Raw genomic sequence first — 25,214 nt, forward strand, 5'->3', positions numbered from 1 at the left:
AGAAAAATTTATTTCTTAAAGATATATTTTTGTCGCAGCTTATCCAAAAAACTCTGGAGCCTTAATTTAGCTAACCGTATCTTTGTTAAACGGGGAATACTACCCGGTTGATTTTGGCTTAAATCAAAAAAATCGTTGACATCCGCTAAAATTATTTTCAGGCGATAGATAATATTTTCATACCGATATTCCGCCAAAAAATGTTCATCTAAAGGCTTGAGTGACGGATTTTCTATAACTTTGAGAATGCGTTTAATATCATACTCTTGAGAATATACCGCAATTTTATAGCAATTAAACCCCGGATCTAAATAATCCGATAATCCCCCGTTCACACTCGAAAAAACCTGACAGCCACAAGCCAGGGCTTCCATGGGTTGCAGCCCAAAGCCTTCACTTACCCCCTGTTGCGCCCAATACTCAGCCGAATCATACAAATAAACTTTAGCCCGATTGAAGAGTCCCACTAAATCCTCGACGTAGGAATCAACAACTTTAACGCGACAATGCTTCTGTAACTCTGGTATCAAGTCCTGAAGTAAATACTCAGACGATTTCCGCGCCTGAACTAACACATCAATATCCCGTTCTCGATTGAAGTTCTGAAATTCTTCCGAAATATGATTAGGTAAATAGTAAATTAAAGAATTAGGCGATCGCTGTCCCCAATATCCCATAGTATTGCGACTAACGGTAATAATAGGGATACGCGCCGGAAGTTGAAATCGATACCCAGCACTATGGGCATGGTAAATAACCGGATGTAACTTTAACTTTGCCACAAGTTTGGGACTATCAAATCCCCAACTGACCACAAAAATAACATTATTTAAATCCTGTTTTTTGAGCAAATCATCCAGGAACAGCGTATTCTTTTCCCGTTGACGATAGGTGACTACCTCCGCAGGACAAACCTGCTTTGCCAGACTCAGGGTTTTCAACTCCGCCCAAAGACCGCCGCAAGCAAACTTGCCATAAGTTCCAGGGACTAAAAAGTAAAGGGTTCTCAAAACACTAATTGCCTCAGTGAGATCGTCTAGTTTAATATACTAAGTAGGTGGACACAATTAAAGTTAGCGGTGGAGATTAGGGAACTCTTAACTGGGAACAGGGAACAGTAAGGGTTTGAGGCTTGTTTGCATATTAGAGTTTGTAGTAAGCGCTAAAGCGCTTCTGGCACGCTTCGTGCCTACTACGAACCTAGCTTAAGTCAGTGACATTCGTTTTAACCCCCTGTGTCACAAAGTCCGAGGGCATGCTTTTGACCCTTCGCTTCGACGGCTTACGGATATTGGCGAGCAGGTCGGAAAATATAAAACTTTACTAAACTTTTATATTCAGCGGGTTAGATTTCATCGTAACTCTACCCATTTTGCTGATGATTGATCGAAACTAGAGAAAGCAGATGCACCCTGCCTGAAAAAAGACCCTAAATGAATATGAAAGGGCAGATGCACCCCTGAAACCCTGACAGCCGCCCACATTCTGATTGACAGCACGTACTTAAATCGAAATGTGGGCTTCACTTCTAGGGTAGAAATTTCTAGGGGCAATTGTTGTGATCTAAATTTCCGCTACTGTGTGGTAAAAACGGACTTTTTAGTGATAGCGATCACTAAAGCATCGGTCTAGTAATCCCAGTTAGCGATAAAAAAAGTAATACGTCAATTGTAGGGGCAGCGCTGGGGGAATATTGCTATTCAGGATATCGAGTCAAGGTGTTTCTTTTTTCTTGATAAAACTGACTGGCAACGAATCCGAGGGAATAAATGAGAGCTGCATTACTAGAAGCTCCCACGGCTGCACCAATAACGGGAAGAATTTCGACAAAACTCAAACCCCCTTTAAGAACTCCGGAACCCCCTACAGATAAGCCGAAAATTGCTAGAACTTCACCGCGTCGCGTTGGCTCTTTTAGCGAAAATCCATAAGCCGCTGCAATGCGATAAACCATCTGTGCTTGGAGTGCTGTAACCGCCGCTAGCTCAATCCCAAACAAAGCCAGCGCTAAAGGGGGAATAAAGTTGGTGATTAATCCCAACCTACCTCCTTTGATTGCTGTATCCACCATAATCCGGTGAGCTAGCTGTTCGGATGTGTCAAACGGGTACTCCTGTCGCAGCTTGTCTACGTCTTTTTGAGCTTGCTCCAAATCCACTTGACCCAATGCAGCAGCGAGCAAGCTAATCCCTGGGACTTTGGCAGCATACTTAGTCAGCGGGTGTTCTGCAATAGGTGTCAAGATTTTGCCCACCGTTTCCGTTCCTGGTTCTACGAATCGCACAGCCGCAGGGCGAACAGCTTCTCCTACAGCTTTGCTTGTGCTGGTAATGGTATCAGCCGCCGATTGCGTGGCTTTAGTCGCCAACTGAGTGGCAAACGTGGCGACTTGAGTGGTTGTTGCGATCGCGTCACTGATATGGTCTGTCAATGAACTATTTTTCCGCTGTGCTGTCATCTTTCAGTTAATTTTTATACATTGTGGTGGTTGTCACTTCCACTCTAAAAGAACAAAGACTCAATATCATCTATCATTTGATAGTAAAACTCAGTCAATAAGTTTTTGTTATCACACTATTGACTTAACAAAAGAGGCTCAGTTAAGCTGCTAAGATCTAAAATCTCAAATGAGATGCGGTCTGAGTCGCATTATGATTCACTATAATTAAACGTCAGTAGTGACTGAAGAGTCGTGAATAAACATCCCCTGTTTCGGTCAATAATCAAAATTCTAGGATTTTACCTAGCCCTGGGTTTGGGTGTTTCGACACTACCAGCTAACGCCCAGTTTCGAGAGGACTTTGAGCAAGACTTTCAACAACAATGTCAGCGAGCCAGACAAGCTCCTGGTGTCAATTTGAGTGAAAGAACTGAATACGACAGGCGTCTCGAACAAGCGTATGTTTTGCCTCGGCAAAATCGACCAAGTTTAGTCGGTTGTGATTTGCGATCGGCTGATCTCAGAGGAGCCAATTTAGGAGGCGTTGATCTCAGCGCTGCCAACTTTAGTCCTAAAACATCGGTGAATCGGGCAATTGTCACAGAAATTCCCGCCAATCTCACAGGAGCAAATCTGAGCAATGCCAAGCTAGATTATGCTAACTTGACTCGTGCCATTTTAGCCAATGCTAATTTTCGCGGCGCTCGGTTGTACGATACCAATTTGAGTGGCGCTCAAATCGTTGGTGCTAGCTTAGATGGTACATTTGCCTCTTATGTCATTTTATACGGGGCAAATTTGAGTGGATCAACTCTGAGCTTGGGAAATTTTAGCTCGGCGAGAATGACAGGTGCTGATTTAAGCAATACAAATCTTTTTCGAGCCAATTTGACATTAGCAGACTTAACTAATGTCAATTTCAATGGGGCAAATCTCAGTGAAGCTGATTTAAGCGGCGCGAACTTGACAGGCGCAAAACTCATCGAAACTGATTTGCGGGGAGCAACAGGTGTCAATTTGCAGGGAGCGCAGTTATGCCGAACCACGCTTCCTGATGGCACAGTAGCGGCTCCAAATTGCGTGGTGACGGATAATAATCCATCTGTTGAGGTACGTCCAGAATTGTTTTAGGGAACAGGGCTGTAGAGACGCGCCATGGCGCGTCTGTCTGGTGGAACGAACGTCTGTTGTAGGGGCGGGTTTTACCATTAACGTTTGGTATTCACCCGGATGTCACTAAACCCGCCCCCAACGGAGTGCAAAAATTTTAAGGGCAAATGACGAATGACAAATGACGAATGACAAATGACCAATTAACAATCTCGATTTGATACCGTACCATCTGCTAGCGTCGTTTGGCATAAAATAGCATCTCGCCAGTCAGCCCCGTCTAGGTTAGCCCCCTGTAAATTTGCGCCCTCTAAGTTTGCACCTTTGAGATAAGCATTGGTGAGATTGGCATTCTCTAATAGAGCGTTGCTCAAATTGGCGCGGGTGAGAAAACTATCGATCAGGTTTGTATCTCTTAAGTCCGCATTACTAAGGTTGGTATCCACCAGAGAAGCCTCCATCAAGTCGGCATTCCTAAGAATAACATTGACCAAATCAGCACGGCTGAGTTCAACCCTACTTAATTGAGCCAACCGGAGATTAGCACCTCGCAGGTTGGCTCCTTTGAGTTTAGCGTCTTCTAGATTTACCTCTCGTAAATCACACCCCATACAGCTATTGGTTTCTAGCAATTGGCGTACTGTATCTGCATCTTTCAGGAGATGGGTTGCTGCTGTGGCTACAGCGTTGACGTTAACTGTAGCCACAGGTGAGAGTAGCATAAGGAAAATGGTAGTAATTAGACGCCCATCGTTCATTATTTATGGTTCATGGTTCATGGTTCACATCACCGCAAGGTAACAAACTCCTCAGAGGTCGAGGGATGAATACCAACGGTAGCATCAAAATCGGCTTTTTTCGCTCCCATTTTCACAGCGATCGCAACGCCCTGAATAATCTCAGCTGCTGATGCTCCAACCATGTGCGCTCCTAGCACTTTATCGGTAGTTTCGTCAATCACTAACTTGACCATAACCCGTTCCTCTCGACCCGTGAGAGTGTGATACAAGGGGCGGAAACGGGCGCGATAGACTTTCACCGCATCGCCATGCTTTTCCCTGGCTTGGGCTTCGGTTAAGCCTACTGTTGCTGCTTCTGGGGTACTAAATACCGCCGAGGGGACATTTTCATAACTCATAACCCGAGATTTGCCGCCAAATTCTGTATCGGCAAAGGCACGCCCTTCGTTAATCGCAACGGGCGTCAAATTAATCCGATCTGTACAATCTCCAACCGCATAGATATGAGGTTGAGAAGTACGGCTGTACTCATCTACCGCGATCGCATCTTGACAGAGATCGACTCCAGCCTTATCCAAACCTAGATTCTGGAGATTCGGCTTGCGCCCTGTGGCGGCGAGAAAGATATCTCCAATTACCGTTTCCTCATACTTGCCGCAAACCGTAACCTTTAATCCATCTCCTGTCTTCTCAATCGCTGTCGGTACGCTACCCTCCAAAATCCGGACACCGTGTTGCTGCATTCCCTCCTGGATTTGAGTGCGAATATCGTCATCAAACCCCCGCAAAATCTTCTCCTTGCGAATAATCTGAGTTACCTCAGAACCCAAGCCATGCATAATACAAGCAAATTCCACACCGATGTAACCACCGCCGAGAATCACCACTCGCTTAGGTTGCTCCTTGAGTAAGAACATATCATCGGAGATAATCGCATGTTCTATACCCGGAATATTTGGCGTAACCGGGTGTCCACCCACGGCAATCAAAATTTTATCCGCACTCACTCTATGTGACGCCGTACTGCTATTGGGAGACTCAAAAATCTCTAACGTATGAGGGTCAACAAACTTGGCATAACCCCGAAACAGTTGCACTTCGGAATTATCCAACATCCGCAGGTAAACTCCATTGAGGCGTTCGAGTTCCTTTTGCACCGCCTCGATCATTTTATGCCAGTCGAGAGTGCTTTGTACAGGACTCCAGCCATACCCTTGCGCCTCTTCAAACACCTCCGGAAAATGAGAGGCATAAACCATCAGTTTTTTGGGAATACAGCCGCGATTCACACAGGTTCCTCCCAAGCGGCTGAATTCGGCTACTCCTACCTTTGCCCCATATTGTGCTGCTCGTCGTGCTGTGGCAATTCCGCCTGAACCGCCACCAATAACAAACAGATTAAAATCGTAACTCATAACTTGGTTAACTCCGTTTGATCAGCATGTGAACTACTTATCACTGTACGCGAATAGCATTATGTATTGATTTCCCTAGAACTGAGTTGATAAAAGACTCGTTGTTCTGATTCAATGAACTGTATGTTTTAGCTGACTTTCGCGTTGATCCTTGAAGGCAGTTGGTGAGGCTTAATCTTAAACACCAGCATCTACCAACAACGGCTGAATCGCCTCCCAAGTTAACCCCTGCTGAATGTAACGAGGTGCATCTGGATTATAGGGACTCGCGACGCGATCAATTTTGACAATTTCTGCTTCGGGTGGTATTACAGGCACATCCGGATCGAAAGCCGTTGGACGCATCAACGAACTAGAAAACCCCTTGTAAATAGCAATCTGATCCTCTTCGCCAGCAATTTGAGCGGTAACGAGTAAGACTTCTTGAGGATACTTAATCGTGTATTGTTCTAAACGCTGTCCAATAGAAGTTCCTTTGTTCATAGTTGGCTAGTTATTCGTCATTCGTCATACTCGCTTTCCTTGAGAAGCAAGCTACGTCATTTGTTGATTGGGAAATCTCTCCCTCATATTCCCCATCTCCCTCATATTACCCAGTTTCCAACTACTGTTCCATGGCGATTCGTCCCTGTTTCCCTAAGCGAATTAAAACAAAATAGCTCAAGTACAGAACATAAATCAATAATCCAACAATGCCAATAAAACCCAAAAATTGAGGAGAAGACTCAGGATGGAAATATTGTTTAAAGAGAAAGGGAGGTTCTAGCCAAACTCTACAGGCAAGCGTTTCCAAAGCGTCTGGAGTAAACGCGCATCCCAGAGACGGAAGACTCCACAAGACACCAATCCCACAGTAAATCGTTATTGCCCAGCGCCAAGCCGTCAGCGTAAGTTTCAGCAGATTCGTCGGTTGATCCTCAATATCCTCATTCACATCTACCCAGAACCAGAGGGAGATGGGAATCAAAACTCGGGCAAGCCAACCCGATATAAAACCAATGGGCCACGAGGCAATCATGATATAAACCGTAATTGCCAGTAAACTGGACACGCGCCAGTAGATAATTAATAGGCGCACCATGGCATCAGCTTTTTTGACAAAAGCCCATATAATTAGGATCAGGGGAATCAACACCGTAAATAAAACGGCTAACCGATAGTCTGTCCAGACTAATGCTTGCAGAAGTTGATCGGGCATAGCTAATAGCCGACGAGTTCCTTTGATTTAACAGTATAGTGACACCGCGATCGGTTCACCTCCCAAATTGTACGGTAATGTTGCCATTTCCGCTTCGGGAATATTATCGATTTCAATTACTGGACGGGTGTTCTAGTGTCCTGGACAACGGGTTCTCAGGAACAAAAAAAGCAGCCGGAATCACCCGAAGGAGTTCCAGCCACCAAACTGATTCACTGAATTCATCCATACAAAATCGGCACGGATAGCAGATGAAGAGTCCTTATTCGTCGTAGACGCGGCACTCATCTGCATCAGGATTTTCTTCGCAATACTTCTCGAAGGAGGTTTTCTTTGTGCCTTTTTGCTTCTGATGTGATGCCTCAGCTTGTAACTCTTCTACCGAATCCCAAGCTACCGCACAGTCTGGGGACTCTGCGCCTTGAGCGTCACAAACAGTTCTAGCTTGCTGACGCTCCCGATCAATTTGTTCTTGAATATCACTCATGGCTTTCCTTTTTTCCTGATTACTGCACTAATGTATTGTACAGAACGCCTATTTATTTGGTGTTGACCGCCCTGAAATATATCCAAGTCGGTACTTAGAGATCATTAAGATTCTATAGTTTAGCGTTTCGCAGAAGCCGATACGCTGTTTACAATTCTACACGATCTACTTGACTACCGGAAGTAGGGGCTGTTTAGCAGTATTTATCCCCCAAGCCTAGAAATATCGTAAAATCTCATTTCTTCTCCTCCCCTCCACCTTGGCTTCCCTGCGTTCTGACCCCAGTCCCTTGGGAGTTAGCCGAATTGGAGTTATCATAAGGCTTTGCACCTGTAGCCAACCCGAAAAAACCCTACCCAGGGAAAACCTCAGTAAAAGTCATGGCAAATTTGATGAAGTGGGTAAATGCCTTATCAACTCGTCCGTCCTTGGAAACAGCGATCGCGGAAGTGGTAGAGCGTCTGGAACAATCGTTGTCGATGCCTGCGGATTTGGGTCTGGTGTTCATCTCTTCAGCTTATGCCAGCGAGTATTCCCGATTAATGCCCCTGCTACAAGAACGGTTATCTGTACCAGTGATCATTGGTTGTGGGGGAGGTGGCGTGATTGGCATGAATGCCCAAGGTCAACCTCAAGAAATCGAAGCAGAACCCGCTCTATCAATCAGTTTGGCAAGTATGCCAGAGGTTTCAGTGCGGGCGTTTCATATTCCTGGGAGTGATTTGCCGGACTTGGATAGTTCACCCAGTACTTGGGTGGACTTAATCGGTGTTTCTCCCCAAGAGCAACCTCATTTCATCTTATTAGCCGATCCCTTTTCCTCGAAAATCAATGATTTGTTACAAGGGCTAGATTTTGCCTATCCGGGTTCGGTTAAGGTGGGAGGATTAGCCAGTGCCAGTGCCATGGGAGTTCAGAGTGGGTTATTTTATCGTGATTCGGAACTATACTCTGGAGGTACGCTACATCGAGAAGGTACAATCGGCGTGGCGTTAAGTGGGAATGTGGTACTAGACCCAATTGTTTCCCAAGGCTGTCGTCCCATTGGTCAACCCTATCAAATTACCAAAGGCGAACGAAATATTGTACTGGAACTAGCGGATAGTAACGGGATGAGCTTCAGTGAGGTGGAATCCCAGCCACCGCTAGCTGTGCTGCGTGACGTAATTCAAAACCTGAGTGAGAGCGATCGCGAATTGGCGCAACATTCCCTATTTATTGGCATTGCCCGTGATGAATTTAAGCAAAGTCTGGGTCAAGGGGATTTCCTGATTCGCAATCTGTTGGGCGTTGATCCCAGACTGGGTGCGATCGCGATTGGCGATCGGGTGCGCCCTGGTCAACGGATTCAGTTCCATCTACGAGACGCTCGCACCTCTGAGGAAGATTTAGAATTACTCTTACAGAATTATCAAAACCAAGTCAATCCCACCCCAGAAACAGCAGGAGCATTAATGTTTTCCTGTTTAGGGCGGGGTCAAGGATTGTATGGCAAACCCGATTTTGATTCCCAACTCTTGTGTCGCTATATCAATAATATTTCAGTTGGCGGTTTCTTCTGTAATGGCGAGATTGGACCCGTTGGCGGGAGTACATTTTTACACGGCTACACGTCAGTATTTGGCATTTGTCGGCAACCGTAAGTAGGTGGACACAATAAAAGCTAACTGTGGAGATCGTCATTTGTCTTATGTCATTCGTCATTTGTAGTTAGTAGTGGCGTGACACAACTAAAATTGTGGAATAGATTTGACGTTTAAACGGGGCGCAAGCCTTGCGCCCCTACAATGCTAATTCACCAATTAAGGTGTGCCACGCCGCCATCGTGGGTTAGGCGGAAACTCAATCGGCAACATAACTGTTTAATTCAATATCTGCCGTAACCCACCAAAAACAGTATTTGGGGAATTTTAAGATTTACCCGCAAATTTATCCACTGTCGAACTATTAAATGAGCTGGGGTTTTGGGTGGCGATCGCTCCCAAGGATTGATTGGGGATAGTTACGAGGGTTGATATACAGCCTTTTCCATGCTGGTGAGGTACATTGAGAATAAGACTTTTGCGCTCACAGAGGCTAATTTCGTCTTGTTACTGCACCTCACTAGACTGAGAAATGCTGTAAATAGCTATACTTTTCGTCCAACTAAAGACTTAAAATCACAAACCAAGCAAGAACAGCACTCAGTAAGTAACCAAAGCTCATTTCGGAGCAATCTGCGTAATCAGGAATGTGTGTCTTTTTATACTTATCAATGTTAGATATTAAAAAACCTATACTCCAAACTGTAACGACTATATTTACAAACCATCCTAAATTTGAATTTAAAATTGCCAATAATGAAATAATTATTGCCGTCACAGTATAAGGTAAACCTTCTAGCCAATCTTCTAACCAAAATTGTTTCATGACTTTAATTCCTCTTTTAAATTTTTTCAATTAGTAGACTACTTGTAATCTTTTAGCGCTAGCTCAACTTGATGACTCAGAAGCCAGGAGAAGCGCCATTACACACCAAATCTGTTTGGGAAAGGCAAGTATTAGCCAACCATCATTTTAAAGGAGTGGGATTGCTGCGTCAATCCTGCTTTCATTGTTCATTTGGGCTAAAGGCTTCAACGAGTTCCTCAAGAGTGCAATTGAGTATCTGCAATAATTTCTGGGTTTGCTCTGGATATAGCCGTGGTCTTTGTCCTCCTGTCTCCCATAGGGAAACGGTACCAACAGTGACATCCATCAAAATTGATATTTTCCGTTGGGTTAAGCCAGCACGCTTCCTCAAGTACGCAAACGTTATTGATTCTTCTTCGTTTGCCATTTTGCATCCTTATTAACTTTAGGTTGATCAGTCTTTTTGGACAAGTATTAGTCAACCATCATTTTAAAGGAGTGGGATTTTTGGGTAAATCCGGCTTTCACTGCTCATTTTGGCTAAACGCTTCGACGAATTCCTCAAGGGTGCAGTCGAGTACCTGTAATAATTTCTGAATTTGCTCTGGAAACAAACGCGGTCTTCGTGCGCCCGTCTCCCACTGGGAAACAGTCGTAACAGTTACATCCATGGCAATGGAGATCTCGCGCTGGGTTAAACCCGCACGTTTCCTTAAATAGGTAAATGTGATTGGTTTTTCTTCACTTGCCATATCACATCCCCATAAAATTTAGGTCTAGCGGGAAAGGTTGACAAATTTCGGTCAACCTAAATCTACTAGGCATAGAAAAAGACAGGCGAGGCGGACTTTGTTTGTGTGGTTCCGCGACTTCAGTCGCCAGGGCAACAAGAGGATTACTCTAGCAGTAATGTCGTATGATTATCGATAAAAGCAGGTTTACCATTACTATCCATCGCGCTGAACGTTTGGAAATAGCGGCGAACAGGCGGAGGAAAATCGGGAAAATCAAAATAGGTGTCACCCTCAGCAATATCTGCCCAAAAGTTACGTAAACTGGGGGCAAGTTTATCGGCGTCGTCTTGGGGTAAACATAACGGTGGAGCTGTCAGTAACTTTACCATAAACGGATGAGAGCGATCGCCCATCCATTTTCGCGAAATTTCCGGCAGATTTTCCCAACCAGGTACAGAGGTGATGTGATGGGATTCTATCTGTAACCAGCGATTCCCTAAATTATCGGTTCGCAGTTCTAAGACTCGGTAGGGATGGGGATAGCTGACTAATGATCCAGTGGTAATATCATAGATTCCCTGGTGATAGGCGATATCCTGGACATGAAGATGACCCGTAAAGATTAAATTCACCCCAGCCGCTTTGAGCAGATTTAATAGGGTGGGGGCATTATCCAGCATATAGCGGCGTCCCAAGGGATGCTTTGATTGACTCGGTAGATGTTCGATGACATTGTGATGTACCATAACCAAAATCAACTTATCCTTAGTCTGGACAAGTACATCCTCAAGCCATGCTAATTGCGGTGCATCCAGACAACCCCGTTGTTTACCCGTCTGGTCAAATTGGTTGGAATTTAGCCCAATAAGCTGCACACCGGGAAAAATTTCACGGGTGTAGTAGAGTTGATCAGGATTGTCATAGCCAAATTGATGATAATAGTGGGGAAAGTCTTTCAGTCCAATCGAACGTTCATCGGGTAATAGCGTGGGGACATCATGATTACCAGGTACAACGTAAATTGGGTAGGGTAGCTGGGACAATCGCCGTTGTAGCCAGTCATGGTTAGTCGGTTCGCCGTGCTGGGTTAAGTCTCCTGGAAGCAGGAGAAAATCTAGATCAAGATGTTCTAAATGGTTGAATACTAACTCTAGGGCAGGGATACTGATTTCCACTAAATGGAAGCGGTTGGGAATATCCCAAATAGTTTGGGGTAGGGCGATGTGTAAGTCGCTGATTACTGCAAAGCGGGCATTTAAACTCATGAAATTTTTCCCTCTCTCAGCCCTTGGTTTCCAGGTTGAGTGTCGGATTTGTATTGGCTGCAAAAGCTTCTGTGAAAACTGAGATGTTTCTGGCATCTAGATTTTCACAAAAATTAATTATTCTGTATATTTTCGAGCCAGATTCCGACACAATCGCTAGATTAGAATTAGCATCTATCATCTATAAGCTAGTGCTTTACCGAAATCGAGCGGCACTATCCAGAGTTGAAATTCATTATATCATTGTCAGAGGGGTAACAACCCTATTATTTACCAGGGTTTTGGAGAAAGTGATTATGTTTGAAAAGATGCTTGTTGCCATAGATACCTCTGGTATGGGTGATCATGTTTTTGATCAAGCCCTAGAGTTAGCCAAAGCGCTCAAGGGTCATCTATTACTGTTGCACGTTCTGTCTCCGGAGGAAGACACGAGCCCGGGTATGCCAGGATTTTCCGAGGCAGACTACTATCCGTGGCGATTAGATGATGTGAATATTGCCTACCGCAAGCAGTGGGACGAATTTGAAAGCGAATGTCTGGAGATTTTGCGATCGCGCACAGGTGACGCGACGGCGGCTGGTGTCATGGCTGAGTTTACCCAGATGCCAGGAAGTCCGGGGGAAACCATCTGTAAGGTGGCGAAGAATTGGCAAGCTGATCTGATTATTATTGGTCATCGGGGTTTGTCAGGGCTTTCGGAGTTACTTTTGGGGAGTGCTAGTAATTACGTTCTTCACCATGCTCCCTGTTCAGTCCTGACGGTGCAATTACCTACTGTTAAAACGTCTTAATCCTGTAAAAATGATGGAATGGAATTCTGAATCTTTAGAAAGCCAAATTGGTATTCAATTTAAGCATAGTGATACACTTAGACTGGCTTTAATGCATCGCTCTTACGCTGAACAAATTGGAGAATCGGAACAGAATAACGAGCGATTAAAATTTCTTGGAGACGCTATTGTTAATCTGGTAATTGCTGACTATTTATATCATAACTGTCCCTATTTAGAGGTGAGTAATTTTAAAGGCTTACGGGACAAGTTAGTCGAAGGACAACGGTTAACCAAACTTTGGTGTCAATTAGGGTTGGGCGAAGGGTATCCGTTTCTAGGACTGACGCAAGAACGGCATCGCTTGCGTTTACAAAATCACAATCCCTTTGAAGAAGCATTGATAGCGTTAGTTGGGGCGATTCATCAGGATCGGGGGTTTTCTCAGGCGCGGAATTGGTTAGTTAAGCAGTTGATTGCGCCGTTGCTGGAGCGTCATTTAAAAAATATAAAAGAGCGTTCGTCACCAAATAAACAGTTAAGGTTTCTGGGAGATGCGGTATTGAAGGGGATAGTTGCGGATTATTTGTATGGCTATCTCCCCAATGTTAAAGTGGGCAATTTAAATGACTTATTTAAGGAATTGATCTCTAAAGAGAATCAATCCAACTTTATCAATCAAATCACGACTGAAGAGTTGACGGCACTAAATTTGGGAAATGAGAAAGTTTTAGGCAAATCATTTAAGGCATTAGTAGCTGCCGTTTATCTGAATCGCAGTGCTGAAAATGATAAGCGGGGATTTGCGGAAACCGAAAACTGGTTTGTTGAACGGTTTATTGATCAGGAGCAGGTGTTAAGGAAGGCGATTCGTTTACTGATGCAGGATGGCAGATCACAAAAGTGGATTGTCCGACATGTTATGGGGTATGAAAGTAAAGATTATCATGCGGGGAGAGATCGGTTTAATCAGGTGATGGAAGGTTAGGAATGCGATCGCGTCCGCCATCGGTTCCCATCTTACACCTGACACGGGCGATCGCACTCATCATCCTATCGCCCCACATTGACGCAAAAATGCCCCGAATTCAAGGATTCGTCATTGTAAACGCCCCTCTGAAGGATAGTATTACTACTTGAGACTTCATCGTACACAACCATCATTATGGATATTCTGTTTGTTGCCGCAGAGGTAGCGCCCCTGGCAAAAGTCGGCGGTATGGGGGATGTTGTGGGCGCATTGCCTAAGTTCCTGAAGCGCTTGGGACATGATGTGCGGATTTTTATGCCCTATTACGGCTTTTTACCCGACAAGATGGAGATTCCCAAAGAACCTGTCTGGTGGGGATCTGCCATGTTTGAGTCATTCGCTGTCTATGAGACGGTATTACCCGGAACCGATGTCCCCCTCTATCTGTTTGGTCATCTCGCCTTCTCAGGACGCCATATTTACGCCGGAGCGGATGAAGACTGGCGATTTACTCTCTTTGCTAATGGCGCGGCTGAGTTTGCCTGGAACCACTGGAAACCGCAAATTATTCATTGCCACGATTGGCATACAGGCATGATTCCGGTGTGGATGAGCCAGTCACCCGATATCTCTACCGTCTTTACGATTCACAACTTGGCGTATCAAGGTCCCTGGCGCTGGCGCTTACAGCAGATAACCTGGTGTCCCTGGTATATGCAAGGTCATAATACAATGGCAGCAGCGGTACAATTTGCGGACCGAGTGACTGTCGTGTCACCAACTTATGCTGAACAAATTTGCACGGCTGAATACGGCGAAACGCTAGAAGGCTTAATGTCTTTCATTAGTGGTAAAACTGTCGGAATTCTTAATGGCATTGATACGGATAGCTATGACCCAGAAACCGACAAATATATCGAGCAACATTTTACTGCCGATACGCTGGAATTACGTCGCAAAAACAAAGTGACCCTGCAAGAAGAGGTGGGCTTAGAAGTCAACTCCAATGCCTTTTTCATGGGCATGGTCACGCGCCTGGTGGAGCAAAAGGGGATTGACCTATTATTACAAGTCATTGATCGCTTCTTAGCTTATACCGATGCCCAATTTATATTGCTGGCATCTGGTGAACGCTACTACGAAACCCAAATGTGGCAATTGGCATCTCGCTATCGGGGTCGTATGTCTGTCCAACTCCTTTATAGTGATGCTCTGTCCCGACGTATTTATGCGGGTTGTGATGCATTCCTAATGCCATCCCGCTTTGAACCTTGTGGCATTACTCAAATGCTCTCTATGCGCTATGGTTGTGTCCCCATTGTCCGGCGCACCGGGGGTCTGGTGGATACGGTTTTTCACCATGAACCGGTTAGCCAAACTGGGACAGGTTACTGTTTTGACCGCTATGAACCGTTAGACTTTTATACCTGTATGGTGCGAGCTTGGGAAGGCTTCCGCTTTAAAGATCAATGGACAACACTACAGCAGCGGGGGATGCATCAGAATTTCAGTTGGGATAAATCAGCTAAACAGTATATCCGCACCTACCGAGAGGTTTTAGGATTACCGCCAGAGGACGAAACTGCCCAAACCCAAGAGGCAGATTCAACCCTTACAGGTGTTGTCAGTTAAACTTACTTCCTCACCCAATCCCCGACCGATTTAATTAAGGCGTCGGAAATCTAAGGGGAACAGGTGATTCGTGATACTTATAGGGGCGGGTTTGGGGACTTTCTGTGGGCTATTGATGGTGACATTTGTGCAAAACCCGCCCTTACTCAGTTTGCAGATGAACTACTCCGTCCCCTGCACCTAGAATCCTTCGGCTTCCCTGCATTTCCACTGAACCACCAGCGCGATCAGTTCATGGTAAGGTTATAATTAACTACTGCCCAATAAAAATCGGAATTGAAGCTTTTTGTCTGAATCGAATTTTTCACCGATCAATTCTACCAACGATATCGAGATCGACCTTGATCGCTTAGAGGAAGTAAGCCTAGGTGAAGTGGAGTTAAAAGGTGAGCTGCTCGCCGCCTTGCTAAAGGTCATTCGCCTTAACCTAGAGGCGATTAAACAAGCTGAAGCTGTCAATGATTATTCTACAGTCGCCGGATGCGCCCATCAACTGAAAGGGGCGGCGGCTAATGTGGGTGTTTCATCTCTCCAAGCGATCGCGACTGAATTGGAGCGTCAGGCAAAAGCCGAGAATTTGTCCAATGCTGCCGATCTGCTTATTGCACTCGAAAGCCAGAGGTTAGGGGTAAAATCATATCTTTCCCACAAATTCCCCTAATATAGCATTGCGGTTAATCGGCTATGGCGAAAATTTTAGTGGTTGATGATGATTTGACGGTTCAGCTTGTGCTGAAAAATCTACTCACGAGTCAAAATCACGACGTCGCGATCGCCAACAACGGAGAAGAAGCCCTACGCCAGGTTAAATTGCTCTATCCCGATTTGATTATATGTGATTGGATTATGCCGCGTCTAGATGGACTAGAAGTCTGTCGGCAAGTGAAAGCTGATCCGGAATTGGCAACCACGTTTATCATTTTACTCACCATGCGCGATCAAATAACCGATCGCGTTCAAGGCTTAGATGCGGGTGCTGATGAGTTTATCTCCAAACCCATTGATATGGAAGAGTTATTAGCACGGGTTAGGGCGGGGCTGCGATCGCGCCAATTAACTCAACAGTTAAGTCAAGCCCTGCGACAGTTGCAACAAACTCAGGCACAATTGGTGCAAACGGAAAAAATGGCAAGCTTATGGCAGCTTGTCGCCGGATTAGCCCATGAACTCAACAACCCCGTCACCTTTATTTACAGTAACCTCAGTTACGCTGAGCGCTACACCCAAGACTTAATTGAACTCCTCAATCTCTACCAAGGAATCACCCCCAACCCTCCCCCCGATGTTATTGACAAAATTGAAACCGTCGATCTGAACTTTCTCATTGACGACTTGCCGAAAGTTTTATCATCAATGCGCCGAGGAACCCAACGTATCCAGAAAATGGTTCTATCCCTACAAGAGTTTTCCCGGCAAAACCGTTCGGGTTTGCAATCGATTGATATTAATCAGGAACTTGACAACACATTATTAATGTTGCACTACCGCTTAAAATCGAATCAACCCGAATTGAATATTGAGGTGGTCAAAGACTACGGCAACTTACCCTTAGTCGAATGTTATGCTTGTCAGTTAAATCAAGTGTTTCTGAATATTCTGAACAACGCCATTGACGCCATTAGAGACAAGCCAGGTACAATTCCCGCTCGGATTAGTCTCCGGACGGAACAATTCGAGAATAAGCGTGTTAGGATTCGCATTGCCAATAGTGGCTCTTACATCCCCCCAGAGGTTAAAGCCCGTATCTTTGATCCGTTTTTCACCACTAAACCTATTGGGATGGGTACTGGCTTAGGACTAGCCATTAGTTACCAAATTATTGTCGGACAGCATAAAGGCTCACTTCAATGTTTTTCAGAACCCGGTAAGGATACAGAATTTCAGATTGAGCTGCCTACCTCTATCAAAGCCAAAACCGTATCCAATTAGACAACGGGTACGCATGATACCTATAGGGGCAACCCGTTTGCAAAAATTAACAACTGTATAGCATCACAGGAATACGGTAAGACATCAGTTGATCAAGGGAACAGACAACAGCAAAGAATGTCCTCTCCCTGCCTTGGTACTCCGATATCCATTCAATTGGCTGGGAATAACCTTGACACCTGTGTGTCATTTTAGCCCAAGCCAGCTACTATTGTTAAATTACCATTTAATCAGCCTGAAGGTTCACAGGCGATAAAAGCGAAATTGGTAAGCAGGTTCAACAAGACTTGACATTTTAGCAACTATTGTGTAGAGGTGTAGAGGCATAGAGACTTCCCTTAAACCCGGTTGGGTCATAACAGAAGTATCCACGCCAATTTTTTAGCTAAATTAAGGCATTAATCAGCAAAACTCATGTACCTTTGAGGTAACAACTCAGCTTCGGGAGCATAGCAAAAGTGATGAGGAGATATAGGTTTAAGGGTTGTTTTCAGCCAATCGGCAAAACTATGCACCATTGGGGATATCGGGTCATTGGTTCAGTGTTAGGTGGCACGTTACTTAGTGTGGCAGCTAACATCGCCAGTCTTGAGAGTATTGCCCAAGCGCAAACCAACCCACCCGCCAATCAAAAAGGCTCGTTAGGAGAATCACTCCTAAATAACATGCTGGGGGCTGATGCCCTGCGCCCCCAAAACTCTGCCCCAAATACAACTCAACCCGCACAAACAGCACCGACATCGACGCCTAGTCGTGGCAGACAAATCGTTCAAGCTACAACCTTTCCAGATATTCAAGGCAATTGGGCGCAAGCCTTTATCGAAGCCCTAGCCTCACGGGGAATCATCCAGGGATTTCCGGATGGAACATTTCGACCTAACGCCCCCGTTACCCGCGCTCAGTTTGCGGCGATGATTCGTCAGGCGTTTGACCAACCCCTGGAACGTCCAGCTACTCAGTTTGCGGATATCCCAGCTAACTTCTGGGCATTGGATGCCATTCAAGAAGCGTATCGCATGGGATTTATCGAAGGATATCCCAATAATATTTTCCTTCCGGATCAAAATATCCCGCGTGTGCAAGTGCTAGTGGCATTAGTCAGTGGGTTGGATTTATCGGCTCCCGCTCAAAGCACAGCCCTATTAAATCAAGCCTTTCAGGATGCCGCTCAAATTCCGGACTGGGCGCAGACTAGCATCGCGGCAGCCACGGTGAACCAGATCGTGGTGAACTATCCGAATGTGGCGTTCTTGAATCCGAATCAGACTGCCACTCGTGCTGATGTAGCTGCTTTTATCTACCAAGCATTAGTCAGCCAAAATCAATTACCCCAAATCCCGCCCACCACTGTGGCAAGTCGTTACATTGTGGGCTATGAACCCATTGCCCAAGAACCCCCAACACCGACACCGGAACAAGTTGCTGCTTTGCGACGGCAGTATCTCTTGCCAGCACCGCCTGTGGAGGAACAATTGCGTCGGATTGTGCGCGGGGGTTCCAGTATTAATACTCCTACTGCCTTTGGCGCTCAAACGGGGAATATATTCTTCGGTGCTACCTATCAAGAGGACGTGCGGTTTTTCGATGAAGACGATGGTGCTGTTGTGGTCGGTTTTGGCGTCGGTGATGCGAGGAGAATCGTTGCTCTAGAAACCGCCGTTTCAATTTATGACTTATTTGGCGATACCTTTGAAGATGGCGGAGTTAGTTTCAAACTTCACCGCTTAATTGGTGATGATCTAGCTGTGGCAGTTGGTGTAGAGAATGCCATTGTTTGGGGGAATACTGATGGCGACCAAAGTGTTTATGGAGTTGTCAGTAAAGTTTTCCGTTTGCGGGAAAATCCCAATGATCCCTTTGGTCGGCTGACTGCTTCTGTTGGTCTCGGTGGAGGGCGTTTCCGCTCCGAAGATGATATTGAGGATAAAGACGGTACAACAAATGTCTTTGGTAGCGTTGGTTTACAAGTTGTAGAACCCGTTACTTTAATCGCCGATTGGACGGGTCAAGATTTGTATTTAGGCGCTTCAATTGTGCCGATTCAGGGTGTTCCTCTGGTGATTACCCCGGCTGTGGCTGATGTGACGGGTAATGCGGGCGAGGAGCCTCGGTTCATTTTGGGGATTGGTTATGGGCTATCGTTCTAAAAAGTAGAGATTGAGACACCTTCAATTCTCGGCGTAGGGGTATAGCATCGCTATGCCCATTACTCAAGTCAGTTATATTAAGGAATAGAAAAATGAGGCATTTTGCGTTTCAGTTCGGACTAGGTTTAGCTGTGGGAGTCGCAGGAATTTTATCGATGACAACATCGAGCCAAGCCAAACCCATCCTGTCCGATGTTACGGGCAATATTATTACCACCAGTGACATCACGGGCGGTTTTGCTCCAAGTGAAGGTGGTGAACTCGTTATCGGATATAGAACATCTGAGATACAAGCGGATGTGGAAGACGCCGCTTGTACAGTAAATGAACGACTTGCCCAGCAGAATTTGCCTGGTGTTGGTAATGACACGTCTCCCATTCCATCACCAGTTCAGGAAAACTTAGACCTTGTTTTGACTCGAACGGGTAACGTTGGTGCAGGAGTGAATCAAATTCAAAACGCCCTCGTAAATGCTGGGGCGAATCCAACTCTTGCTCAGAATCTAGCGACTAGCCTAACCCGATTGACAGCAGGTTGCACCGTTGAGCCTGAGCAGTTTGCGGCTGTGGTTGAAGCGTACAATGCTTTAATTAGTGCCAGTAGTTTCGAGTTTTTACGGGAACCACCGGAAGAACTGCGAGCGATTCGTTCTGTTTTGGCTATTTTGTTAAATGCGGCTTTGGCTGGCAATTAGGCTAAGAATTATGATGATTAGTAGGTTGGGTTGAGGAACAAAACCCAACTCTACTGGCGTGGTAAGCAATGGCGAGGAGGAAGTCGCAGCTACACAAACAAAGTCCGCCTTCGCGGACTATGCTTTTCGCTGTTAAAACTGAGCTTTTATAGCAGTCGCCAAGGTCATTATTGACATTAACCTTTAAATGCCGAACAGCTTGTACCTAATTGAATTTAGTATTCTGAACCTCTAGGCACGTAGTCATCTTCATCCTCATCCCCCAACGGATCAATGGGTCTATAATCCACATAATCACTGGCAGGCGGTTCTACCTCTTGATCTGCTACAGATACCGTTGAGTCGTGGGGAGGACGACGTCTTTTTCTGGGTGGGGGTTCTATATCTATATCAGGGTTGGGGGTGCGACTTGGTGGACGCGAAGGGCGAGGACGACGACTAGGAGGAGTTGGTCTATCATCCCAGTCATTATCTACCTCAGCCTCCCATCTGTCCGCAGGCGGTCTTGACGAACGAGTTGCAGGACGTGGACGGCGTTTACGGGAGCGTTCTTCTGGGGGGAAGTCATCGGAGACGCTGCGACTTCTCGGACGGCGAACCTCGGCTTCGTACCTGTCGCTGCGGTTATAGCGCGAATCGGCTGTTCCCCGGAGACGACGACCAATGTAGGGATCTTCATCTTCCATCGGTTCAAGTTCGTCCAACTCAGCCACCTGGCGATAAACGTTGCTCACCGGGCGTTCGTCATCGACAACTTTTGTATTGCGCTTGGCTTGTTCGGTGGTGATCCCTCGTAGACGAAGGGTTTCAACCGCAAAGAAAATGACAGAACCCGTCAACAGAAACTGACCAAACTGGAGAATCGGGTCAAGTCGCCATCCCTGAAATACCAAAATAAAGCCGCACAAGAGTCCGACAGCGGCGAAAAATATGTCGTGATCTCGTGCTAACTCCGGACGTACCGATCGCAAGAAATAAAGTCCTGCTCCGGCAACTGCCAAGAAAATACCCAGAATACTGGCTGAGTTCAGCCCAAAATTGACCATTGCTGCTCTCCTAAGTCAGTCCTATGGTAGCGAGTTTTGCCCATAAATCTCTACCTTAACTGGCTATGCCAAAATTTGTTGACCCAGTTGGCAGAATAAAGCTTCACGCCTAGTCTATTCTACTCAAGTTCAGGTTCTGGAAGCTAGATAAGGAAAACAGGGCAGCGACTGACTGGGCTACCCTGTTCCTGGACAAAGGGTTCAAAAACGACCGCTCAAGCTTAGGAGCGTTGGATTTTATCCTTCTGGCTGATAAAGATCAGAGCAACAGTGGCGGGAATCACCACAATTACCCCACCCAAAACGAGACTCCAGAAAAAGTTGGCTAATGAGGGCGTCATAGAACTTTAATCCTTGTAACTATTGTTCATCCTCATTTTACCGTTATATAAGATTTACCCAAACTTATCCAAAGCATGGACATGATTGGAACTTACTTCGGAGCTTCATCCTGGCAGTGACGGCACTTAACACCTCGGCTTCGCTCGGTGTTGACCCTGAGCGAAGTCGAAGGGTCAACCAGTCCACAGGCTAACACCACCTAACTGGCGGCTATATAAAGTCACCTATCTACCCTTGATCACTGTTTCAAGATGTTTTACCTGCGACACAGAGCGCTGGTTGAGAGTCCTTTTCCATAAATTGAGAGGCGTAGTGACTCGATTTAGCCACATAGATGCCTACTAAAACCACAGCAAACGCGAATCCGTTAAACAGACTTAAGTGTTCGGCAAACAGAACCCACGCCACCAAAGCCGCCAGTACGGGATCAAGGAGCAGGAACACACCCACTAATCCAGAAGACAAGCGTTTGAGACTATATGCCTGTAGTCCTTGACCGACGACTTGACAGACAATCGCTAAACTGATAACCGATAACCAGCCTGAACCCGAAATCGGGAATAGTCTGTCTTCAGTTAGCAGGACAACGGGTAACGTTACTACTGTTCCCACTAAGCAGCACCACATAATAATGTTTGTGGCATCCCACTTAGCACGCAGTTTTTCAATCAGCATCAAGTTGGCGGCGGAAAACAGGGCGGATAACAACGCGGCAATATCTCCGGCAAAGTTATCCGTCGCGACTTGTAAATCATCAAGTCCCAGGGCAGTTGCCCCCACCATTGCCATCATCAACCCCATCAAAAACCGACTGTCAAAGTGTTGACCGAATATCAACCATACTCCCAGGGTTGTGAATAAGGGAGTCAGGTTATGTAAAATGGTGGAATTGGCAACGCCTGTTTGGGTGAGAGACCATGCCCAAAGTGCCAAACACCCCCAGAACATTACTCCAGCCGCAATTAACATGAGCCAATCGCGAACGGTATACTCTGACTGAGGTACAGACGATTGTTCATCGGGTTGCGATCGCGCCCTTGACTGGTTCAATAGCCATAAGACGATAAAGGCAATCCAGAAGCGATTAAAGATGGTGGCAAATGGACCAAGTTCCCGTTCACTCAATCGGATGAATATAGCCGCCAGGGATAAAGCGACGATGGCTGTAAATATGGCAAATAGAGCCATCATCGTTGGACTAGGGTTGAGCTGAGATTGGGATAAGTGTAATGGTTGAGTTTTCTGTATCATTTAAAGTTAATAGAAAATTACTTGCTCTTTTAATTCCGATAACTATAAATAGCTTTGGTCAATTCAATCAATCAATCAATCATTATCGTTAGGTTGTCATCTCATTGATTATTTTTATGGATTTTATTGGGTTCTAAATATGAATATATTTATATACAATTAAATTCAACTTCGTTGTAAAATATCAACCGTTTCCGCACCTTTATTTTCACAAATCATTTAAACTCACATGAGTTTATCTGATTTGCCTTGTGCCAGAGGGCGCAAAGACAGGGCGCAAAGAACGTCTACATTTTATTTAAAGAAGAAAAGCCCCTTTGATATTTTGGATTGTAGAAGCTTTTACTTTTTAACTAACGCTACTAGGTATCTTAAGGTTTCAGAGCGACTTAAACGGCTATTCTTTTGTGTTTTGTCATTTAATTTAATATTTTTTCACATTACACCGTATTCCTTAAAAAAATACTTGAATTCCAAGAAAGACTACTCATTTCACCAAGCTGCTTCTGATATAGAACAGTTTTACGTCAACTAATCAAATCTCTCAATCCCTTGTAAGGTAAGCTTTTATCTTCACTATTGCATATTCCACACCGAGCGTGTTACCGAGCGAAGTCGAGGTAAGTCGAGGTGTTGCCTATTGCAAGAAAGCCTAGCGCGTAGCGCTATACAAGCTACTGAGCTGGATTATGGGATTGGATCATCACACCCTCTGGCGTATAAACCTCCACTCGCAATTGGGCGTTATCACTAATTACTTCCAACGCTTCTCCCAAGGTCAAAATGTGATTCACAAGACCTGCATGAGCATTTGAGTCGCCTTGGGCTTTAGCTATCATTGCCCCTTTTTGCACCATCTGGACGTAAGCAGGGGTTAACCGCACCTTGATCATCTGATTGTCAATTGTATAGGTACAGATTTTGGGTGTCCCTGAACAGGTTTGATTAAGATCCCGACGGGCTTGTTGCATCTTGACAGCTAACTGAAGCTGGTTTTGAGCCTGTTTAAGCGCACCTCGGTAGGGTTCAACCAAAGATTGTGCCTTAGCGTAGTAATAGGTCTCTTGGGGTACCTGATTGACATAGGTTAACGCATTGCGCCAGTGAACTAGAGCGACTGACCATTGCTTATCGCTTTGAGAATTCGTAGCCAGTTGAGCTAACCGCACGCCTTGATTATAGGCATTAGCAGAAATTTGCTCTTGAGTTTTGCGATCGCGGGCTTTGGCAAGATTTGGTAAATACAGCGCCAATAACTCTTGGGCTTCCTCATAAGGAGTTGTCCCTTGGGGAATCTGTTTCAGACGCCGCATCGACGCTTGCCAAGTGGCATAAACTAATTGCCAGTCTGGTAAGGATTGGGCAATTCCTTGACGCACTTCCGCCATCCGCGCCGCTTCTTGAGCCGCTTTTAAATGTTCCTGGGCTTTTCGTTCTTTGAGCAGTCGCTGATTAATTTCTTCTAAGTTCGTCTTATACGCCTTAATTTTGGTTTTGGCTAAAGGTTGAAGATTGCTATCGGTGGGAAGCTGTTCCAATTTCGCGATCGCGTCTCGCCAGAGGTTCTGAACCTCTCGCCATTTCGACTCCGGATGCGGCGGGTTTTGGCTCTCATACCCGGCTCTAGCCGCCGTTTTCAGTGCCTCTACCATATCCGCCACGGTTTCGGATTGAGACTGATAGACTTGGAGTTTTTGTTGCGCTTGGCGGCGGTAACTGGACCAAGGGGGAATCGCCGCTACTAATTGAATCGCTTCTTGTAACTGTTCTTGTGCTTCCAAAACCGCTTTTCCCGATTCTGGGTTTTGCAGGGTTTCTGCTGATTTTTGGCTTAACTGTTCCGCTTCTGGCAAAACCGTGCATTTACCCATGACACAAGGGCGAGTCAGGACATAAAGCGTACTAAAGAAAACCACCAAACTCAACCCAGCACCCGCTACTACCAAAGGTAGCCAGGATGATTTTAACCTGAGCTTGACTGACGGCGGTTGTTCGGATTCTGACTCATCGGCTTCATCGTTTACCTCCGGAATCGGTTGATCCCACGGATGGGATGACTCGGCTTGTGTTTCGTCCGAGTCTGAGTTTTGTGGAGTTTCCGTTTCAGAGGAGGAGTTAGTCTCCTCTGTCTCGTTTGTTTCTACCGAATCCGCCTCAGAGGGGGTTGGGGTTCCGGGTTCAGGTTCAGGCAAATCTAGGAAGAGCGATCGCGAAATGTAAGGTTTCTTTTCGCCAACTCTGAGCAGGTTAACTTTTACTTGTTGAGCCACCAATGGATATTGGCTGCGGATCTTTTGTTCTAAAAAGGCGAGAATCTCATCTTGATCCAGCGTCGCCTCGGCGGGATGCTGTACCCAAATCGCTAACCGTTCCTCACTTCGCCGACACCGAACTTGAACAGGAATGCTCTCATGCAGGTATGACTGCAAGTCCTCCTGTAAGCAGTTGCCTAAATCTGTTAATTCCTCTGGGCGCGTCGCTGTTTTCATTTGCTCAAAGCTTGAGCGCTACTCTCAAAATTTACACCCCATTATGACGTATTAGTAATGGAGCTGGGGAAGAAGCGAGATCAGGGCACGATAGTATCCATCCGTGTCAACTACAGGCGAGAAAACCAATGCTGGCAAGGTTTTAAGTAGGAGTTTGGTTACC

Annotated in this window: 25 protein-coding genes; 10 read left to right on the forward strand and 15 right to left on the reverse strand. The window is 45.7% G+C overall.

Annotated features, from left to right (window positions below; genetic code table 11):
* Positions 1-8 precede the first annotated feature (8 nt).
* Together RIG66_RS30110 and RIG66_RS30115 are read right to left on the reverse strand one after the other, a co-directional pair.
* Entirely contained in the window at positions 9-1,010 is a 1,002-nt protein-coding gene (locus tag RIG66_RS30110) for a glycosyltransferase (protein WP_446383223.1), read from the reverse strand.
* 686 nt (positions 1,011-1,696) lie between these two features.
* Positions 1,697-2,458: a hypothetical protein gene (locus tag RIG66_RS30115; RefSeq protein ID WP_446383225.1), complete on the reverse strand. Its 762-nt coding sequence runs from the start codon at positions 2,456-2,458 to the stop codon at positions 1,697-1,699.
* Between the two features lie 234 nt (positions 2,459-2,692).
* Here RIG66_RS30115 and RIG66_RS30120 point away from each other — a divergent pair, with 234 nt between their 5' ends.
* Positions 2,693-3,571: a pentapeptide repeat-containing protein gene (locus RIG66_RS30120; protein ID WP_446383227.1), complete on the forward strand. Its 879-nt coding sequence runs from the start codon at positions 2,693-2,695 to the stop codon at positions 3,569-3,571.
* Between the two features lie 182 nt (positions 3,572-3,753).
* Here the strand turns inward: RIG66_RS30120 and RIG66_RS30125 are convergent, their stop codons facing one another.
* The 5 genes from RIG66_RS30125 to RIG66_RS30145 form a co-directional block, all read right to left on the reverse strand.
* Entirely contained in the window at positions 3,754-4,272 is a 519-nt protein-coding gene (locus tag RIG66_RS30125) for a pentapeptide repeat-containing protein (protein ID WP_446383229.1), read from the reverse strand.
* Between the two features lie 65 nt (positions 4,273-4,337).
* Positions 4,338-5,705 (reverse strand): glutathione-disulfide reductase, encoded by a 1,368-nt coding sequence (gene gor, locus RIG66_RS30130; RefSeq protein ID WP_446383231.1) that lies wholly within the window; start codon positions 5,703-5,705, stop codon positions 4,338-4,340.
* Between the two features lie 177 nt (positions 5,706-5,882).
* The gene (locus tag RIG66_RS30135) at positions 5,883-6,188 is read right to left on the reverse strand and encodes a DUF7734 family protein (protein WP_446383233.1); all 306 of its coding nucleotides are present in this window, start codon (positions 6,186-6,188) and stop codon (positions 5,883-5,885) included.
* Positions 6,189-6,309: 121 nt separating this feature from the next.
* On the reverse strand, positions 6,310-6,903 hold the full coding sequence (locus RIG66_RS30140) for a DUF3177 family protein (RefSeq protein WP_006100696.1): 594 nt from the start codon (positions 6,901-6,903) through the stop codon (positions 6,310-6,312).
* 262 nt (positions 6,904-7,165) lie between these two features.
* Positions 7,166-7,390, reverse strand: a complete 225-nt coding sequence (locus RIG66_RS30145) for a CP12 domain-containing protein (RefSeq protein WP_446383235.1) — start codon at positions 7,388-7,390, stop codon at positions 7,166-7,168.
* A gap of 380 nt (positions 7,391-7,770) precedes the next feature.
* On the opposite strand from RIG66_RS30145, the gene RIG66_RS30150 reads away from it, so the two are divergent.
* On the forward strand, positions 7,771-9,033 hold the full coding sequence (locus tag RIG66_RS30150; protein WP_446383237.1) for an FIST signal transduction protein: 1,263 nt from the start codon (positions 7,771-7,773) through the stop codon (positions 9,031-9,033).
* A 502-nt stretch (positions 9,034-9,535) separates the two neighbouring features.
* Here the strand turns inward: RIG66_RS30150 and RIG66_RS30155 are convergent.
* The 4 genes from RIG66_RS30155 to RIG66_RS30170 all read right to left on the reverse strand — a co-directional run bounded on the left by RIG66_RS30155 (position 9,536) and on the right by RIG66_RS30170 (position 11,780).
* Entirely contained in the window at positions 9,536-9,799 is a 264-nt protein-coding gene (locus tag RIG66_RS30155) for a hypothetical protein (protein ID WP_446383239.1), read from the reverse strand.
* A gap of 181 nt (positions 9,800-9,980) precedes the next feature.
* Entirely contained in the window at positions 9,981-10,208 is a 228-nt protein-coding gene (locus tag RIG66_RS30160; RefSeq protein WP_446383241.1) for a helix-turn-helix transcriptional regulator, read from the reverse strand.
* 97 nt (positions 10,209-10,305) lie between these two features.
* On the reverse strand, positions 10,306-10,533 hold the full coding sequence (locus RIG66_RS30165) for a helix-turn-helix domain-containing protein (RefSeq protein ID WP_446383243.1): 228 nt from the start codon (positions 10,531-10,533) through the stop codon (positions 10,306-10,308).
* A gap of 143 nt (positions 10,534-10,676) precedes the next feature.
* A complete protein-coding gene (locus RIG66_RS30170) occupies positions 10,677-11,780 on the reverse strand; it encodes a metallophosphoesterase family protein (RefSeq protein ID WP_446383245.1) in 1,104 nt (367 codons plus the stop codon).
* A gap of 71 nt (positions 11,781-11,851) precedes the next feature.
* Between RIG66_RS30170 and RIG66_RS30175 the strand changes: the two genes are divergently transcribed.
* The 8 genes from RIG66_RS30175 (at position 11,852) to RIG66_RS30210 (ending at position 19,923) form a co-directional block, all read left to right on the forward strand.
* Positions 11,852-12,571: a universal stress protein gene (locus RIG66_RS30175; RefSeq protein ID WP_446383247.1), complete on the forward strand. Its 720-nt coding sequence runs from the start codon at positions 11,852-11,854 to the stop codon at positions 12,569-12,571.
* 10 nt (positions 12,572-12,581) lie between these two features.
* Positions 12,582-13,538, forward strand: a complete 957-nt coding sequence (locus RIG66_RS30180) for a ribonuclease III domain-containing protein (RefSeq protein ID WP_446383249.1) — start codon at positions 12,582-12,584, stop codon at positions 13,536-13,538.
* 2 nt (positions 13,539-13,540) lie between these two features.
* A complete protein-coding gene (locus tag RIG66_RS30185; RefSeq protein WP_446383251.1) occupies positions 13,541-13,690 on the forward strand; it encodes a hypothetical protein in 150 nt (49 codons plus the stop codon).
* 25 nt (positions 13,691-13,715) lie between these two features.
* Positions 13,716-15,152, forward strand: coding sequence for a glycogen synthase GlgA (glgA, locus tag RIG66_RS30190; protein ID WP_446383253.1), 1,437 nt, complete (start codon positions 13,716-13,718; stop codon positions 15,150-15,152).
* A 286-nt stretch (positions 15,153-15,438) separates the two neighbouring features.
* Complete coding sequence (locus tag RIG66_RS30195; RefSeq protein WP_446383255.1) at positions 15,439-15,813, forward strand: Hpt domain-containing protein; 375 nt, start codon at positions 15,439-15,441, stop codon at positions 15,811-15,813.
* 23 nt (positions 15,814-15,836) lie between these two features.
* Entirely contained in the window at positions 15,837-17,081 is a 1,245-nt protein-coding gene (locus RIG66_RS30200) for a sensor histidine kinase (protein WP_446383257.1), read from the forward strand.
* 509 nt (positions 17,082-17,590) lie between these two features.
* The gene (locus RIG66_RS30205; RefSeq protein WP_446383259.1) at positions 17,591-19,228 is read left to right on the forward strand and encodes an S-layer homology domain-containing protein; all 1,638 of its coding nucleotides are present in this window, start codon (positions 17,591-17,593) and stop codon (positions 19,226-19,228) included.
* A 155-nt stretch (positions 19,229-19,383) separates the two neighbouring features.
* Positions 19,384-19,923 (forward strand): hypothetical protein, encoded by a 540-nt coding sequence (locus RIG66_RS30210; protein WP_446383261.1) that lies wholly within the window; start codon positions 19,384-19,386, stop codon positions 19,921-19,923.
* Positions 19,924-20,138: 215 nt separating this feature from the next.
* Here RIG66_RS30210 and RIG66_RS30215 read toward each other — a convergent pair whose 3' ends face one another.
* The 4 genes from RIG66_RS30215 to RIG66_RS30230 all read right to left on the reverse strand — a co-directional run bounded on the left by RIG66_RS30215 (position 20,139) and on the right by RIG66_RS30230 (position 25,051).
* Positions 20,139-20,969 (reverse strand): Ycf66 family protein, encoded by an 831-nt coding sequence (locus tag RIG66_RS30215; protein WP_446383263.1) that lies wholly within the window; start codon positions 20,967-20,969, stop codon positions 20,139-20,141.
* Positions 20,970-21,190: 221 nt separating this feature from the next.
* The gene (gene psbX, locus RIG66_RS30220) at positions 21,191-21,310 is read right to left on the reverse strand and encodes a photosystem II reaction center X protein (RefSeq protein ID WP_006100705.1); all 120 of its coding nucleotides are present in this window, start codon (positions 21,308-21,310) and stop codon (positions 21,191-21,193) included.
* A gap of 247 nt (positions 21,311-21,557) precedes the next feature.
* A complete protein-coding gene (locus tag RIG66_RS30225) occupies positions 21,558-22,562 on the reverse strand; it encodes a DMT family transporter (protein ID WP_446383265.1) in 1,005 nt (334 codons plus the stop codon).
* A gap of 674 nt (positions 22,563-23,236) precedes the next feature.
* On the reverse strand, positions 23,237-25,051 hold the full coding sequence (locus RIG66_RS30230; RefSeq protein WP_446383267.1) for a hypothetical protein: 1,815 nt from the start codon (positions 25,049-25,051) through the stop codon (positions 23,237-23,239).
* Between the last annotated feature and the right edge of the window lie 163 nt (positions 25,052-25,214).

This window comes from Coleofasciculus sp. E2-BRE-01 (assembly GCF_040221695.1).
Classification (GTDB): domain Bacteria; phylum Cyanobacteriota; class Cyanobacteriia; order Cyanobacteriales; family Coleofasciculaceae; genus Coleofasciculus.

Bases quoted from the DNA above. Each gene is read 5' to 3' on its own strand.
- RIG66_RS30115 (WP_446383225.1), bottom strand. From the start codon at position 2,458: ATGACAGCACAGCGGAAAAATAGTTCATTGACAGACCATATCAGTGAC.
- RIG66_RS30125 (WP_446383229.1), bottom strand. From the start codon at position 4,272: ATGCTACTCTCACCTGTGGCTACAGTTAACGTCAACGCTGTAGCCACA.
- gor (WP_446383231.1), bottom strand. From the start codon at position 5,705: ATGAGTTACGATTTTAATCTGTTTGTTATTGGTGGCGGTTCAGGCGGA.
- RIG66_RS30135 (WP_446383233.1), bottom strand. From the start codon at position 6,188: ATGAACAAAGGAACTTCTATTGGACAGCGTTTAGAACAATACACGATT.
- RIG66_RS30140 (WP_006100696.1), bottom strand. From the start codon at position 6,903: ATGCCCGATCAACTTCTGCAAGCATTAGTCTGGACAGACTATCGGTTA.
- RIG66_RS30145 (WP_446383235.1), bottom strand. From the start codon at position 7,390: ATGAGTGATATTCAAGAACAAATTGATCGGGAGCGTCAGCAAGCTAGA.
- RIG66_RS30150 (WP_446383237.1), top strand. From the start codon at position 7,771: ATGGCAAATTTGATGAAGTGGGTAAATGCCTTATCAACTCGTCCGTCC.
- RIG66_RS30155 (WP_446383239.1), bottom strand. From the start codon at position 9,799: ATGAAACAATTTTGGTTAGAAGATTGGCTAGAAGGTTTACCTTATACT.
- RIG66_RS30160 (WP_446383241.1), bottom strand. From the start codon at position 10,208: ATGGCAAACGAAGAAGAATCAATAACGTTTGCGTACTTGAGGAAGCGT.
- RIG66_RS30165 (WP_446383243.1), bottom strand. From the start codon at position 10,533: ATGGCAAGTGAAGAAAAACCAATCACATTTACCTATTTAAGGAAACGT.
- RIG66_RS30170 (WP_446383245.1), bottom strand. From the start codon at position 11,780: ATGAGTTTAAATGCCCGCTTTGCAGTAATCAGCGACTTACACATCGCC.
- RIG66_RS30180 (WP_446383249.1), top strand. From the start codon at position 12,582: ATGATGGAATGGAATTCTGAATCTTTAGAAAGCCAAATTGGTATTCAA.
- RIG66_RS30185 (WP_446383251.1), top strand. From the start codon at position 13,541: ATGCGATCGCGTCCGCCATCGGTTCCCATCTTACACCTGACACGGGCG.
- glgA (WP_446383253.1), top strand. From the start codon at position 13,716: ATGGATATTCTGTTTGTTGCCGCAGAGGTAGCGCCCCTGGCAAAAGTC.
- RIG66_RS30200 (WP_446383257.1), top strand. From the start codon at position 15,837: ATGGCGAAAATTTTAGTGGTTGATGATGATTTGACGGTTCAGCTTGTG.
- RIG66_RS30205 (WP_446383259.1), top strand. From the start codon at position 17,591: ATGCACCATTGGGGATATCGGGTCATTGGTTCAGTGTTAGGTGGCACG.
- RIG66_RS30210 (WP_446383261.1), top strand. From the start codon at position 19,384: ATGACAACATCGAGCCAAGCCAAACCCATCCTGTCCGATGTTACGGGC.
- RIG66_RS30215 (WP_446383263.1), bottom strand. From the start codon at position 20,969: ATGGTCAATTTTGGGCTGAACTCAGCCAGTATTCTGGGTATTTTCTTG.
- psbX (WP_006100705.1), bottom strand. From the start codon at position 21,310: ATGACGCCCTCATTAGCCAACTTTTTCTGGAGTCTCGTTTTGGGTGGG.
- RIG66_RS30225 (WP_446383265.1), bottom strand. From the start codon at position 22,562: ATGATACAGAAAACTCAACCATTACACTTATCCCAATCTCAGCTCAAC.
- RIG66_RS30230 (WP_446383267.1), bottom strand. From the start codon at position 25,051: ATGAAAACAGCGACGCGCCCAGAGGAATTAACAGATTTAGGCAACTGC.